Consider the following 16530-nt stretch of genomic DNA (forward strand, 5'->3'; position numbering starts at 1 on the left):
GTTTACCAGCCTCCCAAACCGTAGGGCGCCAGCAGCGCCTCGGCGGCAATCGCGCCGAAATGGGCGAAAAGGTACAGCAGCGACGCCTTGAAGAACTTGCGCTCGGCAAGGTACTTGTCGGCTTCCGACGCGGCCTCGTCCCGGCGCCAGATATCCACGGCCCCTTTCAGGAAGTTGAGGTTCAGCACCACGGCAATTGCGAGGTATAGCGGCCCGCCCACGCTCGTGAACCCCAGCCCGATGGCCAGTGCGGCCAGCAGCACGGTATAGACCAGGATGTGCACGCGGGTCGACCGGCGGCCGTGGGTCACGGTCAGCATCGGCACCTGCGCGTTGTCGTAATCCATCTTGGTGAACAGCGCCAAGGCCCAGAAATGCGGCGGCGTCCACATGAAGGTCAGGCAGAACATCAGCACCGCCTCGATCGAGACCGAGCCGGTGGCCGCGGCCCAGCCGATCATCGGGGGGAAGGCGCCCGCCGCGCCGCCAATCACGATGTTCTGCGGCGTCCAGCGTTTCAGCCACATGGTGTAGATCACAATGTAGAAGAAGATGGTGAAGGCCAAGAGCCCTGCCGCCAGCAGATTCGTCGCCAGCCCCAGCATCACGACCGAGAAGCCCGACAACGCCATGCCGAAGGCGAACGCCTCGTCCCGCGTGACTTTGCCCGCCGGAATGGGGCGTTTGGCGGTGCGCTTCATCACCGAGTCTATATCGGCGTCCCACCACATGTTGAGCGCGCCCGACGCGCCCCCGCCCACGGCGATGAACAGGATCGCGGCAAAACCCACCACCGGGTGCACAGACACGGGCGCGGCGATCAGGCCGACAAAGGCCGTGAACACCACCAGCGTCATCACGCGCGGCTTCAACAGCGCGAAGAAATCGCCGAAGGTGGCTTCGCCCTCGAAGCCCTGAACCTTGGTCGTGTTGAGACTTGCGTCGCTCATGGTGTCTCCGAAACACGGGATGCGCCCGGGGGCGCATCCTGCGGGGGATGGCATGGGGCGCGCGTGCTGCGCGCCCCGGCTGTCTTTTACTCGGCGGAGGCCAGTTTCACGCGATCAGGCAGCGTCGACGGGTCGCCGGCATATTCGTCGATCGCGCCTTCAAGCCACGCGTCGTAGTCTTCCTGGCTGACGACCTTGACGGTGATCGGCATGTAGGCATGCGCCTGGCCACACAATTCGGAACATTGACCGAAATAAACGCCTTCCTTCTCGGCGTTGAACCACAGCTGCGCAATCCGGCCCGGAACGGCATCCTGCTTTACACCGAAGGCGGGGATGGTCCAGCTGTGGATCACGTCCGCGCCGGTGACCTGCATCACGACCGTCTTGCCCACGGGCACGACGACGGCGGTGTCTGTGGCCAGCAGGAACTCGTCCTCGGAATAGCCGGCCTCTTGCAACTGCGCGCGGACGTCGTCGGTCAGGCGGTTGTCGCCGCCGGTGGCGGGCGCGCCGATCATGTAGCTGTCGAACGCGAAATCGTGGTCCATGTATTCATAGCCCCAGTACCACTGATAGCCGGTGACCTTGATGTTGACGTCGCCCTCAGGGATTTCCTGTTGCTTGAACAGCACCGGAAGCGAGAACGCCGCGATAAAGACCAGGATCACGATCGGCACGACCGTCCACGCCACCTCGATCGGCGAGTTGTGGGTAAAGCTGGCCGGTGTTGGGTTGGCCTTCTTGTTGTAGCGCACAATGCAATAGACCAGCAGCGCACAGACGAAGATGGTGATCGCGGTGATGATCACCAGCACCATGCCGTCGAGCCATTGCAGGTCGCGGGCCAGCTCCGTGGCGGCCGGTTGAAAGCCCATCGCGCCTTGTTCAGGCTTGCCGATGATTTCCAGATTGTCCTGTGCCATCGCCGGAAGCGCCGTTGCGGCGGCCATCATGGACGCCAGAAAGCTGGTGAATTTGCGCATGTTGCACCCTGATCCCGTTAGTTCGGTTTTGTCTTTAGCAGAACGTTCCAAGGCGCATGCCATGGAATCCCGTTGTTCGCGATGTAAATAACAATATTCTTACGGGGCGTACAAGGAAATGCGTTGCGGCAAACGGACGCTTTTGAAACCGTTAAAATATTGGCGTTTCCACCGCCCGGAGCAGGAGCAACAAGATGACTTCAGACGTTTTTCGCCCTTTCGAGACCCAGATCGAGCGCGAGGCGGCGCTGGGCAAGCTGCGCGAAGCGGTGGCCGGGGCGGATGATGGCGAGCTCTTCCTTGAGCGCCGCCGGGCGGAATCGCTCGTGTTCGACGATGGCCGGGTCAAGACCGCCTCCTATGACGCGGGCCAAGGCTTTGGCCTGCGCGCCGTGCGGGGCGAGGTGGCCGGCTATGCGCATTCGTCCGAGATTTCAGAGGCCGCGATGGGCCGCGCCGTCGAAACCGCGCGCCTCGCCGTGGGAGATGGCGGCGGGACGATGGCCGACGCCCCTTCGCCCACCAACAAGCGGCTCTATTCCGACGCCGACCCCATTGCCGGTCATGAATTCCCGGTAAAACTCGACACCCTGCGCGAGATCGACGCCTACCTGCGCGACATGGACCCGCGCGTGGTGCAGGTCACCGCCACCATCGCCGCCTCTCTGCAAGAGGTCGTGATCCTTCGGGCCGACGGGCACGAGGTCTCCGATACCCGGCCCATGACTCGTCTCAATATAAGTGTCATCGTCGAAAAGGACGGCCGCCGGGAAACCGGCAGCGTCGGCGGCGGCGGGCGCGTCATGCTCGACGGGCTGATCGCACCCGAAGACTGGCAGGCCAAGGCCCGCGAGGCGCTGCGCGTGGCACTGGTGAACCTCGAGGCCGAGGCGGCGCCTGCCGGCGTGATGGACGTGGTCCTCGGCCCCGGCTGGCCGGGCATCCTGCTGCACGAGGCCATCGGCCACGGGCTGGAAGGCGATTTTAACCGCAAGGGCAGTTCGGCCTTTGCCGGTCTGATGGGCCAGCGCATCGCCGCACCCGGCGTAACGGTTCTGGACGACGGCACCATTCCCGACCGGCGCGGCAGCATCACCGTGGATGACGAGGGAACGCCCTCGGGCAAGAACGTGTTGATCGAAGACGGTATCCTCGTGGGCTACATGCAGGATCGCCAGAACGCCCGCCTGATGGGCGTCGAGGCCACCGGCAACGGACGCCGCCAAAGCTATGCCCACGCGCCGATGCCGCGCATGACGAACACCTACATGCTGGGCGGCGAGGCGACGCGGGACGAGATCGTGGCCGACCTTAAGGACGGCATCTATGCCGTGGGCTTCGGCGGCGGGCAGGTGGACATCACCAATGGCAAGTTCGTCTTTTCCTGCACCGAGGCCTACCGCGTGAAGAACGGCAAGATCGGCGCGCCGGTGAAGGGCGCCACGCTGATCGGCGACGGGGCAACGGCGCTGCAACAGATCCGGGCGCTTGGCAACGACATGGCGCTTGATCCCGGCATGGGCAATTGCGGCAAGCAGGGGCAATGGGTGCCCGTGGGTGTGGGCCAGCCGACGGTGATGATCGGCGGTCTGACAGTGGGCGGCTCGCAGGCGGGGAGTTGAGCGAGGCGCCTGCAAGGAGCTGCGCGATCGCCAGACCGCGGGCTGGCGGCCCAACAGTGGTTTAGCGAGCTTTATGGCAGCCACATCCGCAAGACTTCCAATCGAAGCGCCGACATTCCCAAATCGCCAGCTCGGGGGGCGGTCTGGCGATCGCGCGGCGGCCTCCGGCCTTTATTCCGCGCGATCCAAGTTTCAAAAGCACGTACTAATATGACAGACCCGACCCAGAACCTCGACACCGACGCCCTGCGCACCTTCGGCGAAAACGTCGATTTCGGCCGCACCGCCTCCGATTATGCGACCCACCGCGCCGGCTTCCCGCTTGCCTTCTTCGACCTTCTCGCAGAGCGCGGCTGGGCCAGCCCCGGCCAGACGGCCGTCGATCTGGGCTGCGGCACCGGCACTGTCGCGCGTGGACTGGCGACGCGCAGGCTTCGAGTCACCGGCATAGACCCGGCGCAGCCGCTCTTGGATGAGGCCGTGAGGCTCGACCATGCGACAGGCGTCGAGGTCATCTACAAGAACGGGACCGCCGAGGCGACGGGCCTTGCCGCCGCCACGGCAGACCTTGTTACTGCGGGTCAATGCTGGCACTGGTTCGACCGCCCTGCCGCGGCCGCAGAGGTCGCGCGCCTGCTGCGCCCCGGCGGGCGGGTCGTGATTGCACATTTCGACTGGCTGCCGCTGCCCGGCAACGTGGTGGCGACGACCGAGGCGCTAATCCTGCACTACAATCCCGACTGGGCCGGGGCGGGCGGCACCGGTCTCTATCCTGCGTGGCTAACGGGTCTTGCCAACGCCGGTTTCACCGCGTTGGAAACCGCGTCCTTCGACGTCTTGCAGCCCTACACGCATGCCGCCTGGCGTGGGCGCATCCGGGCCAGCGCCGGCGTCGCCGCGTCGCTCGACGCCGAGGCAACGGCGCGATTCGACGCCGACCTCGCGGCCATGCTGGTGCGCGACTTCCCAGACGATCCCTTGGAGGTGCCGCACCGGGTCTGGATGGCAACAGGTACCCTAGCCGGTGAATGAACTTTGATCCGTCTACATGCAAAATTTCTTCAACCGGAAGGGGTTTGGTTTACTCCCTATTAACCAACCGCGCGTATCACTGACCCTGCAACTAGGCGAAGTCACGATGTCCGAGGAAACACATCCTTCCACTCACCCCCCACTCCCACCCACCACGGAAGATGATCGGGTGTCGTGGCTTCGTCTGTTGCGCTCTCGCCGGGTCGGCCCGGCGACATTTTACCGGCTGATGAACGAACACGGCACCGCGCAGGCCGCGCTGGAGGCCTTGCCCGAGGTCGCCCGTGCCGCAGGCGTCGAGAAATATTCCTCCTGCCCCGTAGGCGTGGCCGAGGCTGAACTGAAAGCCGGCGCCGCCATCGGCGCGCGGTTGATCTTCATGGGCAGCCCCGACTATCCCGATTTTCTGGCAGGCATACCCGATGCGCCGCCCTTCCTGTGGGCCGCCGGAGAGGGAACGCACCTGCTGCACCGCCCCATGGTGGCGCTTGTCGGCGCACGCAACGCGTCTTCGCTGGGTCTGCGCATGGCCAAGGCGCTGGCCGGTGCGCTCTCTGAGCAGGGTCATGTCGTTGTCTCCGGCCTCGCCCGGGGAATCGACGCGGCATCGCATCTGGCCGCGCTGGATCACGGCACGATCGCGGTCGTCGCCGGTGGCGTCGACGTCATGTATCCCGCCGAGAACACAAAACTGGCAGAGGATATCGCGCGGACAGGCCTGCGCCTGTCGGAACAGCCCATCGGCATGACCCCGCAGGCGCGGCACTTTCCGGCCCGCAACCGCATCATCAGCGGCATGGCGCAGGCCGTCGTCGTGGTCGAGGCCGCGGCCAAGTCCGGCTCGCTCATCACCGCGCGCAATGCGCTGGATCAGGGGCGCGACGTGCTGGCGGTGCCGGGCCATCCGTTCGACGCCCGCGCCGCAGGCTGCAACATGCTGATCCGCGACGGTGCCACGCTGGTGCGCAACGCCGAAGACGTGCTCGCCGCCCTGCCCGCCCGCTCGGACACGGCGCCACCACCGCAGCCCGAACTGCGGCTGGCCCCGCCGCCGGAACAGCGCAGCCTGAAAGAAACCGCCCGGCTTCATACCGACATCCTGAACCGCCTCGGCCCCGCACCGCTGGCCGAGGATCAACTGATCCGCGACCTCTCCGCCCCCGCCGCGCAGGTGTCGCCGGTTCTCACCGATCTCGAGGTCGACGGCAAGATCCGGCGCCATCCCGGCGGGCTCGTCTCGCTCAACTGAGGCGACGCGCCCGACGACCACGCGTTCCGCGCCGCATTGACAATACCCATACACACACCACATGTTGCGCCGCCATGGGGCCGGGCCGAGTCGTCCGCCCCCGTTTTCAGATCGTAGGAGTGTTCATGCCAGTCGTTGTTGTCGAATCCCCGGCCAAGGCCAAGACGATCAACAAGTACCTGGGCAAGGACTATACCGTGTTGGCCTCCTACGGGCATGTGCGCGACCTTCCGGCCAAGAACGGCTCGGTCGATCCCGACCAGGATTTCGAGATGACCTGGGAGGTCGGCAATGACAGCAAGAAACATATCAAGGCCATCGCTGACGCGCTGAAGGACGACAATTCCCTGATCCTCGCCACTGACCCCGACCGCGAAGGCGAGGCGATCAGTTGGCACCTGGAAGAAGCGTTGCGCAAGCGCCGCGCCATCAAGAAGGACACCGACGTCAAGCGCGTGGTGTTCAACGCCATCACCAAGACCGCTGTCACCGAGGCGATGCAGAACCCGCGCGACGTGGACGGCCCGCTGGTCGAGGCCTATCTGGCCCGCCGCGCGCTGGACTACCTCGTGGGCTTCAACCTGTCGCCCGTCCTGTGGCGCAAACTGCCCGGCGCACGCAGCGCGGGCCGGGTGCAATCGGTCTGCCTGCGCCTGATCGTCGAGCGCGAGATGGAGATCGAGGCGTTCAACCCGCGCGAATACTGGAGCGTCAAGGCGCTCCTGACCACGCCCCGGGGCCAGGAGTTCGAGGCGCGTCTGGTCAGCCTGGCCGGTGACAAGCTCGACAAGTACGACCTTGAGAACGCCACGCAGGCCGAAATGGCGCAACAGGCGATCGAGAGCCGCGACCTCAGCGTCACCAGCGTCGAGGCCAAGCCCGGCAGCCGCAACCCCAGCCCGCCCTTCATGACCTCCACGTTGCAACAAGAGGCCAGCCGCAAGTTCGGCATGGGCGCCCGGCAATGCATGAGCGCGGCCCAGCGCCTTTATGAGGCCGGACACATTACATATATGCGGACAGACGGCATCGACATGGCCCCCGAGGCCGTCGAGGCCGCCCGCGATGCGATCGGCGAGCGCTTCGGCAAGGACTACGTGCCGTCCTCTCCCCGCATCTACAAGAACAAGGCCAAGAACGCTCAGGAAGCGCATGAATGCATCCGGCCCACCGAGATGACGCGCGATGTCGACAGCCTGAAACTGTCAGAGCCCGACCAGCGCAAGCTCTATGACCTCATCTGGAAGCGCACGCTGGCCTGCCAGATGGAAGGCGCGCGGCTGGAACGTACCACGGTCGAGATCGGCTCGAAGGACGGGCAGGTCGGCCTGCGCGCCACGGGCCAGGTCGTGCTCTTCGACGGGTTCCTGCGGATCTACGAGGAGGGCCGCGACGATGCGGTCGTGGATGACGATGACAAGCGCCTGCCGCAACTGGCCGAGGGCGACAAGACCGACAAGCGCTCGGTCACCCCCGAACAGCATTTCACCCAGCCGCCGCCCCGCTATACCGAGGCGACGCTGGTCAAGCAGATGGAAGAGCTGGGCATCGGCCGCCCCTCGACCTATGCCAGCATTGTCACCACGATCCAGGAACGTGAATATGTCCGCAAGGACAAGAACCGCCTGATCCCCGAGGACAAGGGCCGGATCGTCACGATCTTCCTGCTCAACTTCTTTCGCAAATACGTGGGCTACGAGTTCACCGCCAACCTCGAGGAAGAACTGGACGTCATTTCGGCCGGCGACGCGGACTATAAAAAGGTGCTGGCCGAGTTCTGGCGCGATTTCCACGCCGCGGTCGAGGAAGCGTCGGAATTGCGCATCGCCGAAGTGCTCGACAAGCTGGACGAAGCGCTGGCGCCGCAGCTTTACCCCCCGCGCGAGGACGGGTCAGATCCGCGCATCTGCCCCAAATGCGGCGAGGGGCGGCTGCATCTGAAGACCTCGCGCACGGGCGGCTTCGTGGGCTGCGGCAATTACCCCGAATGCACCTATACCCGCCCCATCGCGGGCGAAGGCGCCGAGGGCGACGAGCGTGTGCTGGGCGAGGATCAGGGAGACGAGATCTGGCTGAAGTCGGGCCGCTTCGGGCCCTACGTGCAGCGGGGCGAGCCCACGCCCGAGAACAAGAAACCGCCCCGCGCGTCGCTGCCCAAGGGTTGGGACAAGGACGAGATGACGCTGGAAAAGGCGCTGACGTTGCTGAGCCTGCCGCGCATCGTGGGCGAGCATCCCGATGGCGGCGAGGTGAAATCCAATTTCGGGCGGTTCGGACCTTATGTCATGCACCAGGCCGAGGACGAGGCGAAACCCGTTTACGTGAACCTCAAGGATCCCGCCGATGTCTTCGAGATCGGCATGAACCGCGCGGTCGAACTTTTGGCCGAAAAGCGCGCCAACCCGGGGCGCGGACGCGGGCGCACCGCCGCCAAGCCGCTCAAGGAACTGGGCGAGCACCCCGAAAGCGGCGGGCCGGTCAATGTCATGGAAGGCCGCTATGGGCCTTACGTGAAATGGGACAAGGTCAATGCCACCCTGCCCAAGGATGTGGAACCGGCCAACGTCACCATGGATATGGCGGTGGAACTGATCGCCGAGAAGGCCGCGAAGAAAGGTAAAGGCCGCGCCAAGAAGAAGGCGTGAACCCGGTTCTCAGTAAGACGCCAGCGTCAGCGCGCAGGCATCGGTGATCAGTTCGGGCTGCGTCTTGCACAACCCGCTGGCCACCTTGAAGGCCGCCAGAACCTTGGGCACGTAATCGCGGGTCTCGGCATAGGGCGGCACGCCTTCATGCTTCTTCACCGCGTTCTCGCCAGCGTTGTAACCCGCCAGCGCCAGCACGGCGTCGCCGCCGAATTCCTTCATCAGCCAGTCTAGGTAGGCCACCCCGCCCTTGATATTCTGCCCCGCCTGCAGCGAGTCGCTCACGCCGAAACGCTCCGCCGTGGCCGGGATCAGCTGCATCAGCCCCTGCGCGCCGGCGCCGCTGACCGCATCCGTCCGCCCGCCCGATTCAACAGAGATCACCGCCAGCACCAACGCCGGTGACACCTCGGTCCCGATCGTGGCGCGCAGGATGTCGGCGCCATGAACGCGGGCGATCTCCTGCATGTGCTGCAACCGTGGCCCCTTGACCGACGCACCGCCCGGCCCATCCCGCAGGTTTTCGAACGCCAGGCGCAGGCGGTCCGGCCCGCTGGTCTTGTCGTCGGTGGGCACTTTCGTCCAGAACCAGCCATAGGCGGCGGTCACGCTCGGCACCACGGGAATGTCCGCCGCCGCGTCGTCGCCGCTCTTGCTTTTGCCGGTGGGTTTCAGATGGGCCTGGTCTTCGGGGTCGATCTGCACCGTGATAAGCTTGCCGCCGCCTTTCTTGGGCGGCTTGCCTTTCTTGAAGGTGAATTCGGGAAACGGCGGCGGATCGCCCGCGTGAACGGGGAATGCACACGCCAGGCACACGCCAAGGGCGAGAAGTCGTTTGAATCGCATGGTCGGGCCTGCTCTGCCTCGGTTGGTTTTTCGACAGTATGACACCAATCGCGTCTTTTGCCTACAATTGTAGTGCTTTTGCGAACGCCCAACTTGGCCCTTCGGCAGGGGAACCCACTCGAAAAGCGAAAAAACCAATAAATTTATACTTTTTAAATCATTCAAAATCAACACCTTAACTGAATTCTTTGCGGAAACGTTAACACGAACCAAAAACGCTCAAATGCCGCCCAATTCTTGCCGGATTCGGACGGCTATATGCTCCTCATACCGCAACGCAGCGGGCCAAAGAGAGAGGCGGCCCACTCACCTGCTAGCGGTTGTAACCTGAGTAAAACTGATCCTTTGGAGGGACCAACCATGATCAAATTCATCAAAAATTTCCGCAAGGACGAAGAAGGTGCCGTGACTGTTGACTGGGTCGTTCTGACCGCAGCCATCGTGGGCCTGGGCGTTGCAGGCGTTGCCACCGTTTCGAACGGTGTGAACACCCTGGCAAGCAACATCCAAACCGGTGTTGAAGCGCAAGAAGTTGACGGCGCCGGCGATTGATCCAAGCGCACGTCTTGAAGAGCGCCGCACGTCCATCGGGCGTGCGGCGCTTTTCTTTTGCCGGGGGCCGATCACCAATTTTACCCTGATCAGGCCTCACTGGCGCCATAATTCGCAAGCACATTTCATTTGAACAGCTGCACGAGGTTTCACATGTTTAAGATCTTAGAGCGCTTCGCAAAATCGGAAGAAGGCGCGGTCACTGTCGACTGGGTCGTTCTGACGGCCGGAATCGTTGGTATGGCGGTGGGAGCCATTCAGACCGTGGGCGATGCGAACGAGGCGCTGGGCAACAGTGCGTCTACGGCAATCGCGACCCAGTCTGTCAAAGGCGTCGACTAGACCCCGACCACGTTCCCCGCCACGACTTTGCCGAGAGGCACGGTTCAATCTTTGACATCCACGAACGTCTTCCACAAAGCGCCACGCCGTCACCTTTGTGCAGCCACAATATCACGGCACCTTTACAGATAAGGCGTCAAAAGCGCCAACAGAGCAGCAGTAACGAAAGGACACGCCATGCGTTTGGTGTTTGGACTTGTACTTATTCTCGGCCTCGGACTGGCAGGTTTTGCAGTCTATATGGCCAAGAACTACATCCAGGGCTACCAGGCCCAACTCGAACAGGAACGCGCCAAAAGCGCCCCGGCCTTTGAAACGGTCGACGTCTATGTCGCAAAGCAGAAACTGGAATACGGCCAGCGCCTGCTGAAGGAGCACGTGTCGATGGTCGCCTATCCCGCCGGGTCATTGCCCGCGGGCACCTTTTCCACCGAGGAAGAGCTTTTCCCCGAGGGCGAGGACGAACCCCGCACGATTCTGCGTACGATGGAACCCAAAGAGGCGATTCTGGACGTGAAGGTCACCGGACCGGGCGAAGATGCCGGCATCACTTCGCAACTCGCGCGCGGCATGCGCGCCTTTGCGATCGAGGTCGACGTGTCCAGCGGCGTCTCTGGCTTTCTGCGCCCAGGCGACCGCGTGGATGTCTACTGGACCGGCAGAGACGCTTCCGCCAAGGGAATTGATGGCCGCCGCGGTGGCCGCGAGGTTACCAAGCTGATCGAAACCGGTGTACGTCTGATCGCGGTCGACCAGGTGGCCAACGGCGACACGACCGAGGCGATCATCGCCCGCACCGTGACGGTGGCCATCAAGCCGCAGCAGGTGGCGGCGCTTGCCCAGGCCCAATCCACCGGCAGCCTGTCGCTGTCGCTGGTCGGCGCCGACGACGAAACCGTGGCCGAAGCCATCGAGGTCGACCAGAACATGCTGCTGGGGATCGAACAGGCCGCGGCCCCCGCGCCGGAGGTCCAGGAAGAGATCTGCACGATCAAGACCCGCCGCGGCGGCGAGGTGATCTCGACACCGATCCCCTGCACAACGAACTGACACACACAACATATTGTGTTCACGAGGCGCCCCTACCACAGGGCGCCTCGTTTCTTTCTGGCAACTGTCCCCAAAAATCCACAATAACAGCGCGTCGAAAGTGGTTGATTCTTGAAAAAATTTTTGAATTGGCCCACAGTCCTCTCAATTCCGGGCGAAAAGACCCGATTAATGAGGCGTGATCGGAAAGGCAGGTCACATGAAAAATTCGAGCGTGTTCAAGGCTGCCCTTGTAGGGCTGGCTGTCATATTCTCCCCTGTTGCCGAAATGGCAATGGCGGAAAACATCACGGTGATCCGCAAGGGCGCGAACCGTGATCTCAGCATCCCGATGAACCGGGCCGTCGTTATCGAAAGCGACACACCCTTCGCGGAGCTGAGTATCGCAAACCCCTCTATCGCGGACTTTTCGACATTGTCGGACCGCACCGTATACGTGCTGGGCAAGGCGCCCGGGCGCACCACCCTGACCCTTCTGGATGCGACGGGCCGGCTGATCACCAACGTGGAGGTGCATGTCAGCCCCGATATTTCGGAGTTCAAGGAACGGCTGCAACAGATCATGCCGAGCGAAAAGATCGAGGTTCGCTCGGCCAATGACGGCATCGTTTTGTCGGGCACCGTTTCCAGCGCCGGCAAGATGGACCGCGCACTGGAGTTGGCCAATCGCTACGCGCCCGAACGGGTGTCGAACCTGCTTTCGGTCTCCGGCAAGCAGCAGGTGATGCTGAAAGTCCGCTTTGCCGAGATGCAGCGCACCGTCTCCAAGGCCCTTGGCACCTCGTTGTCTCTGGATGCACGGTCGGCGGGCAGCGCCGGCTTCATCGGCGGCTCGGGCACCACCAACACCCAGGGCGGCGTTCTGGGCACATTGGCGGGCGCGATCCCGACCGTTCAGAACAATTTCGGCGCGCTTGCCATCGGTTTCGACATCGGCTCCACCGAGGTTGGCATCCTGTTGGAAGCACTGGAAGAAAAAGGTGCCGTGCGCACTCTGGCGGAACCCAACCTGACCGCCCTTTCCGGCCAGGAGGCAAAGTTCCTCGCAGGCGGCGAATTCCCGATCCCGGTGGCGCAGGAAAACGGCACCACCACGATCGAGTTCAAGCCCTTCGGCGTCGAGCTCAACTTCACCCCGCGCGTGCTGGACGACGAGGTCATCAACCTGGAAATGGCCGCGGCCGTCTCCTCGCTTGACCCCGCAAACGGCATCCAGGCCGACGGTCTGAACGTGGCCGCCTTCCGGCGCCGCGACGCCTCGACCACCGTGGTGATGCGTGACGGGCAGAGCTTTGCGATTGCCGGCCTGCTGCAGGATGACTTCCGAGACACTGCGGGCCAGATCCCGTGGCTGGGTGATATCCCGATCCTCGGCGCGCTTTTCCGCAGCGCGGAATACGAACGCGCCCAGACCGAGCTGGTGATCATCGTCACCGCGCACCTCGTGACTCCGACCAGCGGCACGGTTCTTGCCCTGCCGACCGACCGGGTCAAGCTGCCGACAGAAAAAGACCTGTTCCTGAATGGACGCGTCGCCAAGGACGTGCGCCGGTCAGGCGGTTCGGCCGGCGAAGTCGCCCGGCAGGATTTCAACGGGTCCTACGGCTACGTGATGGACTGAGGAGAGACGAGGCCATGAAATATCATCTTCTGATTACCGCGTCGGTTCTCGCCCTCGCCGGGTGTTCGCAGCAGGGGCAGGTCTACAAGTCCTACTTCGGCGAAGCGGGCGGCCTCGTGGACGGCGGCAATTTCGGCAACGCCAACATGCACAACCAATTGGTGATGCGGGGCGAGAAAGGCTATGTCTACGATCTGGCCAACCGCTTCTCGAACGAGGTTCTGAGCACGGTCAACTTCGCCTTCAACAGCGCCCAGCTCGATGCCGGCGCCCGTGACACGCTGCGCGAACAGGCCCGCTGGATCAAGCAGTTCCCCGAGGTCCGCTTCCGGGTCTACGGCCACACCGACCTCGTCGGGTCCGCCGGGTATAACAAGAGCCTCGGACAGCAACGCGCCAACGCGGTCGTCAACTACCTCGTATCCCAGGGCATCAGCCGCAGCCGCCTCGAGGCCGTCGTGTCCTTCGGCGAGGCACAGCCACTGGTCGTGACGCAGGGCCGCGAACGCCGCAACCGCCGCACGGTGACCGAGGTCACCGGCTTTGTCGCGTCGCATCCCATCGTCATGGACGGCAAATATGCCGAGGTGGTCTATCGCGAATATGTCGAAAGCGCCGAGTCAAAGTCGACCCTGGTCATGGTCGAAGAAGGCTCTGACGTCGCCGGCGGCGACGAATGATCTGAATTCTCCCTGTCCGGCCACAGGCCGGGCCACCTGAAGAACCCGCCCGAAACAATCTGTTGGGGCGGGTTTTTTTTGTCCCGAGATATCGCACAATTACGATCTTTTGGCCCCATTATCGCCCAGATTTTCCAGCAGTTTCTGAGCATGGCAATGGGTCCGTCGCGTGTATGCGCATGGCCCAACAGCTTTAAAATAACGGTTTCCGACGCATCGACGTCGCAACAAATATGGGGCCGACCAGAGATGAGTAGTGTGCAAAAACAACCCGAATCCAGCCCGATCACGGCGTGCACCATCAGCCGTGACGTGCAGGATTTCGACCTGTTGATCGAGGACATGGAAACCGCCCTGGGTGAGGCATGGGGCGATCTTGGCTTCGCCGAGGCGCTGGCCTTTCTCAACCAGCCCGAGGCCGACGGTCTCGAGTTCGTGGCGCTGGCCATCGACGCCAGCGACGAGGACGAGATCGGACTGCTCAGCGAGATCATCACCATGGCCAAGGCGCGCGGGATCAAGGTGATCCTCATCGCCGAGGATGTCAGCCCAGCGTCGCTGCACCAGCTTCTGCGCCAGGGCGCGGATGAATTCGTCCCCTACCCTCTGCCCGAGAACGAGCTGCAGGCCGCGATCGACCGCCTGCATCGCAGCGAAACCACCGCACCCGCCGCCACCGCCGCCGCCCCATTCGGCGATTCGAGCAGTCCGGGCGACGGGGTTCTGCTGGCGGTTCAGGGCCTTGCCGGCGGCACCGGCGCCACGACCCTGGCGGTGAACCTGGCCTGGGAACTGGCCTCTGTCTCCAAGACCGACGCCCCGCGCGTCTGCATTCTCGACCTCGGCCTGCAAACCGGCTCGGTCGCCACCTATCTCGACCTGCCGCGCAAGGATGTGGTCTACGAAATGTGGGCCGACACCGACTCGATGGACGAGGATATCTTCAAGCAGGCGCTGGTCTCCTTCGACGAAAAGCTATGGGTTCTGACCGCGCCCACCGACATCCTGCCGCTCGACATGATCACGCCCGAGGACGTGCAGCGTGTTCTCGACATGGCCCGGGCCAAGTTCGACTATGTCATCGTCGACATGCCCAGCACCTTGGTCCAATGGACAGAAACGGTGCTGCATTCCGCGCAGATCTACTTCGCCACGCTGGAGCTCGACATGCGCTCGGCCCAGAACGCGCTGCGCCTGAAACGCGCCCTGCGCTCCGAGGACCTGCCGATCGAGAAATTGCGTTTCTGCCTCAACCGCGCGCCGAAATTCACCGATCTGAATGGCAAGAGCCGCGTCAAACGCATGGCCGAAAGCCTGGAAATCAGCATCGAGGTGCAACTGCCCGACGGCGGCAAGCCGGTGATGCAGGCCGGCGACCACGGCACGCCGCTGGCAAGCGCCGCCGGAAAGAACCCGCTGCGCAAGGAAATCGCCAAGCTGGCGGTCTCGCTGCACGCGCTTGGCCAGAGCGACGCCGATCAGGCCGCATAAAGGAAGTTAACCAATGTTCTCGCGATACAAGAAGACGACCGAAGGCGCCCAGCCGGTCAAGGCCGCCAAGGCCGCGGCGACCGTTGAGGCGCCCAAGACAGCCCCGGTGGAACAGGCCCAAAGCGTTTCGCTGCGCAAGCCGCTCCAGAAAGCGGCGGCGACCGCCGCGCCGCAGGACAAGGACCGCAAGCGCAAGGAACGTCTGTCCGAAATCAAGATCGAACTGCACCGCGCGCTTCTGGACAACCTGAATCTCGGTGCGCTGGAAAGTGCGACAGAGGCCGACCTGCGCGCGGAGATCGCGTCGATTGCAGGCGAGGCGCTGGAAGAACGCAGCATCGTTCTGAACCGCGAGGATCGGACCACGCTGACGCAGGACCTCTATGACGAGGTGCGCGGCCTTGGCCCGCTGGAACCGCTGCTCAAGGACGACACCGTCAACGATATTCTGGTCAACGGACCACAGCAGGTGTTCGTGGAACGCGCGGGCAAGCTGGAACTGACCGACACGACCTTCAAGGACGAAAAGCACCTTCTGCGGATCATCGACAAGATCGTGTCGGCCGTGGGCCGGCGCGTCGACGAATCCAACCCCTACGTCGACGCCCGTCTGCAGGACGGCTCGCGTTTCAACGCCATGGTCCCGCCTGTCGCGGTGGATGGCAGCCTGGTGTCCATTCGTAAGTTCAAGAAGGACAAGCTGGGTATCGACGACCTCGTGAATTTCGGCGCCTTTTCCGAGGAAATGGCCGCCTATCTTCAGGCCGCTGTCGCCACCCGCCTCAACGTGATCGTCTCGGGCGGCACGGGTTCGGGTAAGACGACCACGCTCAACGCCCTGTCGTCCTTTATCGACAATTCCGAACGCATCCTGACCATCGAGGATACCGCGGAACTTCAGCTGCAACAGATCCACGTGGGCCGGATGGAAAGCCGCCCGCCCAACGTCGAGGGCAAGGGCGAGGTCAGTCCCCGCGACTGTCTGAAAAACGCCCTGCGGATGCGCCCCGACCGCATCATCGTGGGTGAGACGCGCGGCGAGGAAGTGATCGACATGCTTCAGGCCATGAACACCGGCCACGACGGATCCATGACCACGATCCACGCCAACAACCCGCGCGACGGCATCAGCCGTCTGGAAAACATGGTTGCCATGGCCGGTATCGAGATGCCGCTCAAGGCCGTGCGCAGCCAGATCGCGTCGGCCGTGAACCTTCTGGTGCAGGCCAGCCGCTTGCAGGATGGCTCGCGCCGGATGACCTCGATCACCGAGATCACCGGGATGGAAGGCGACGTGATTTCCATGCAGGAGATTTTCCGCTTCCAGCGCGTCGGCCTGACACCGGAAAACAAGATCATCGGCCATTTCACCGGCACCGGTGTGCGGTCGAACTATTCAGAACGGTTCCGCTTGTGGGGGTATGACCTGCCGCCCAGCATCTATGAACCCGTGGGAGAGTAAAC

The 16530-nt window shown here is 63.4% G+C and carries 14 protein-coding genes; 11 read left to right on the forward strand and 3 right to left on the reverse strand.

The window, feature by feature from the left end:
* Window positions 1-2: 2 nt before the first annotated feature.
* Both cyoE and coxB read right to left on the reverse strand, forming a co-directional pair.
* The gene (cyoE, locus tag FIU86_RS14360; RefSeq protein WP_152475708.1) at window positions 3-950 is read right to left on the reverse strand and encodes a heme o synthase; all 948 of its coding nucleotides are present in this window, start codon (window positions 948-950) and stop codon (window positions 3-5) included.
* Window positions 951-1036: 86 nt separating this feature from the next.
* Window positions 1037-1936, reverse strand: coding sequence for a cytochrome c oxidase subunit II (gene coxB, locus FIU86_RS14365; RefSeq protein WP_152475709.1), 900 nt, complete (start codon window positions 1934-1936; stop codon window positions 1037-1039).
* A gap of 194 nt (window positions 1937-2130) precedes the next feature.
* Here coxB and tldD point away from each other — a divergent pair, with 194 nt between their 5' ends.
* From tldD to topA, 4 genes are all read left to right on the forward strand, one after another.
* Window positions 2131-3558: a metalloprotease TldD gene (gene tldD, locus FIU86_RS14370; RefSeq protein WP_152475710.1), complete on the forward strand. Its 1428-nt coding sequence runs from the start codon at window positions 2131-2133 to the stop codon at window positions 3556-3558.
* A gap of 210 nt (window positions 3559-3768) precedes the next feature.
* Window positions 3769-4590: a class I SAM-dependent methyltransferase gene (locus FIU86_RS14375; protein ID WP_152475711.1), complete on the forward strand. Its 822-nt coding sequence runs from the start codon at window positions 3769-3771 to the stop codon at window positions 4588-4590.
* A 106-nt stretch (window positions 4591-4696) separates the two neighbouring features.
* Window positions 4697-5839, forward strand: coding sequence for a DNA-processing protein DprA (gene dprA, locus FIU86_RS14380; protein WP_152475712.1), 1143 nt, complete (start codon window positions 4697-4699; stop codon window positions 5837-5839).
* A 125-nt stretch (window positions 5840-5964) separates the two neighbouring features.
* Window positions 5965-8484, forward strand: coding sequence for a type I DNA topoisomerase (gene topA, locus FIU86_RS14385; protein ID WP_152475713.1), 2520 nt, complete (start codon window positions 5965-5967; stop codon window positions 8482-8484).
* A gap of 9 nt (window positions 8485-8493) precedes the next feature.
* On the opposite strand, the gene FIU86_RS14390 is transcribed toward topA, so the two are convergent.
* A complete protein-coding gene (locus FIU86_RS14390; protein WP_152475714.1) occupies window positions 8494-9330 on the reverse strand; it encodes a lytic transglycosylase domain-containing protein in 837 nt (278 codons plus the stop codon).
* A gap of 360 nt (window positions 9331-9690) precedes the next feature.
* Here FIU86_RS14390 and FIU86_RS14395 point away from each other — a divergent pair, with 360 nt between their 5' ends.
* The 7 genes from FIU86_RS14395 (at window position 9691) to FIU86_RS14425 (ending at window position 16528) form a co-directional block, all read left to right on the forward strand.
* Window positions 9691-9882: a Flp family type IVb pilin gene (locus tag FIU86_RS14395; protein WP_152475715.1), complete on the forward strand. Its 192-nt coding sequence runs from the start codon at window positions 9691-9693 to the stop codon at window positions 9880-9882.
* Between the two features lie 153 nt (window positions 9883-10035).
* Window positions 10036-10224 (forward strand): hypothetical protein, encoded by a 189-nt coding sequence (locus FIU86_RS14400; protein ID WP_152475716.1) that lies wholly within the window; start codon window positions 10036-10038, stop codon window positions 10222-10224.
* Window positions 10225-10401: 177 nt separating this feature from the next.
* Window positions 10402-11274, forward strand: coding sequence for a Flp pilus assembly protein CpaB (cpaB, locus tag FIU86_RS14405; protein WP_152475717.1), 873 nt, complete (start codon window positions 10402-10404; stop codon window positions 11272-11274).
* A gap of 199 nt (window positions 11275-11473) precedes the next feature.
* Window positions 11474-12895 carry a type II and III secretion system protein family protein gene (locus tag FIU86_RS14410; protein ID WP_152475718.1) on the forward strand — a complete coding sequence of 474 codons (1422 nt, stop codon included), beginning with the start codon at window positions 11474-11476 and terminating at the stop codon, window positions 12893-12895.
* A gap of 14 nt (window positions 12896-12909) precedes the next feature.
* On the forward strand, window positions 12910-13575 hold the full coding sequence (locus FIU86_RS14415) for an OmpA family protein (RefSeq protein WP_152475719.1): 666 nt from the start codon (window positions 12910-12912) through the stop codon (window positions 13573-13575).
* A gap of 249 nt (window positions 13576-13824) precedes the next feature.
* On the forward strand, window positions 13825-15066 hold the full coding sequence (locus FIU86_RS14420) for an AAA family ATPase (protein ID WP_152475720.1): 1242 nt from the start codon (window positions 13825-13827) through the stop codon (window positions 15064-15066).
* 13 nt (window positions 15067-15079) lie between these two features.
* Entirely contained in the window at window positions 15080-16528 is a 1449-nt protein-coding gene (locus FIU86_RS14425) for a CpaF family protein (RefSeq protein ID WP_152475721.1), read from the forward strand.
* Window positions 16529-16530: the final 2 nt, after the last annotated feature.

The sequence above is a fragment of the Roseovarius sp. THAF9 genome (genome assembly GCF_009363715.1).
Taxonomy (GTDB): Bacteria; Pseudomonadota; Alphaproteobacteria; order Rhodobacterales; family Rhodobacteraceae; genus Roseovarius.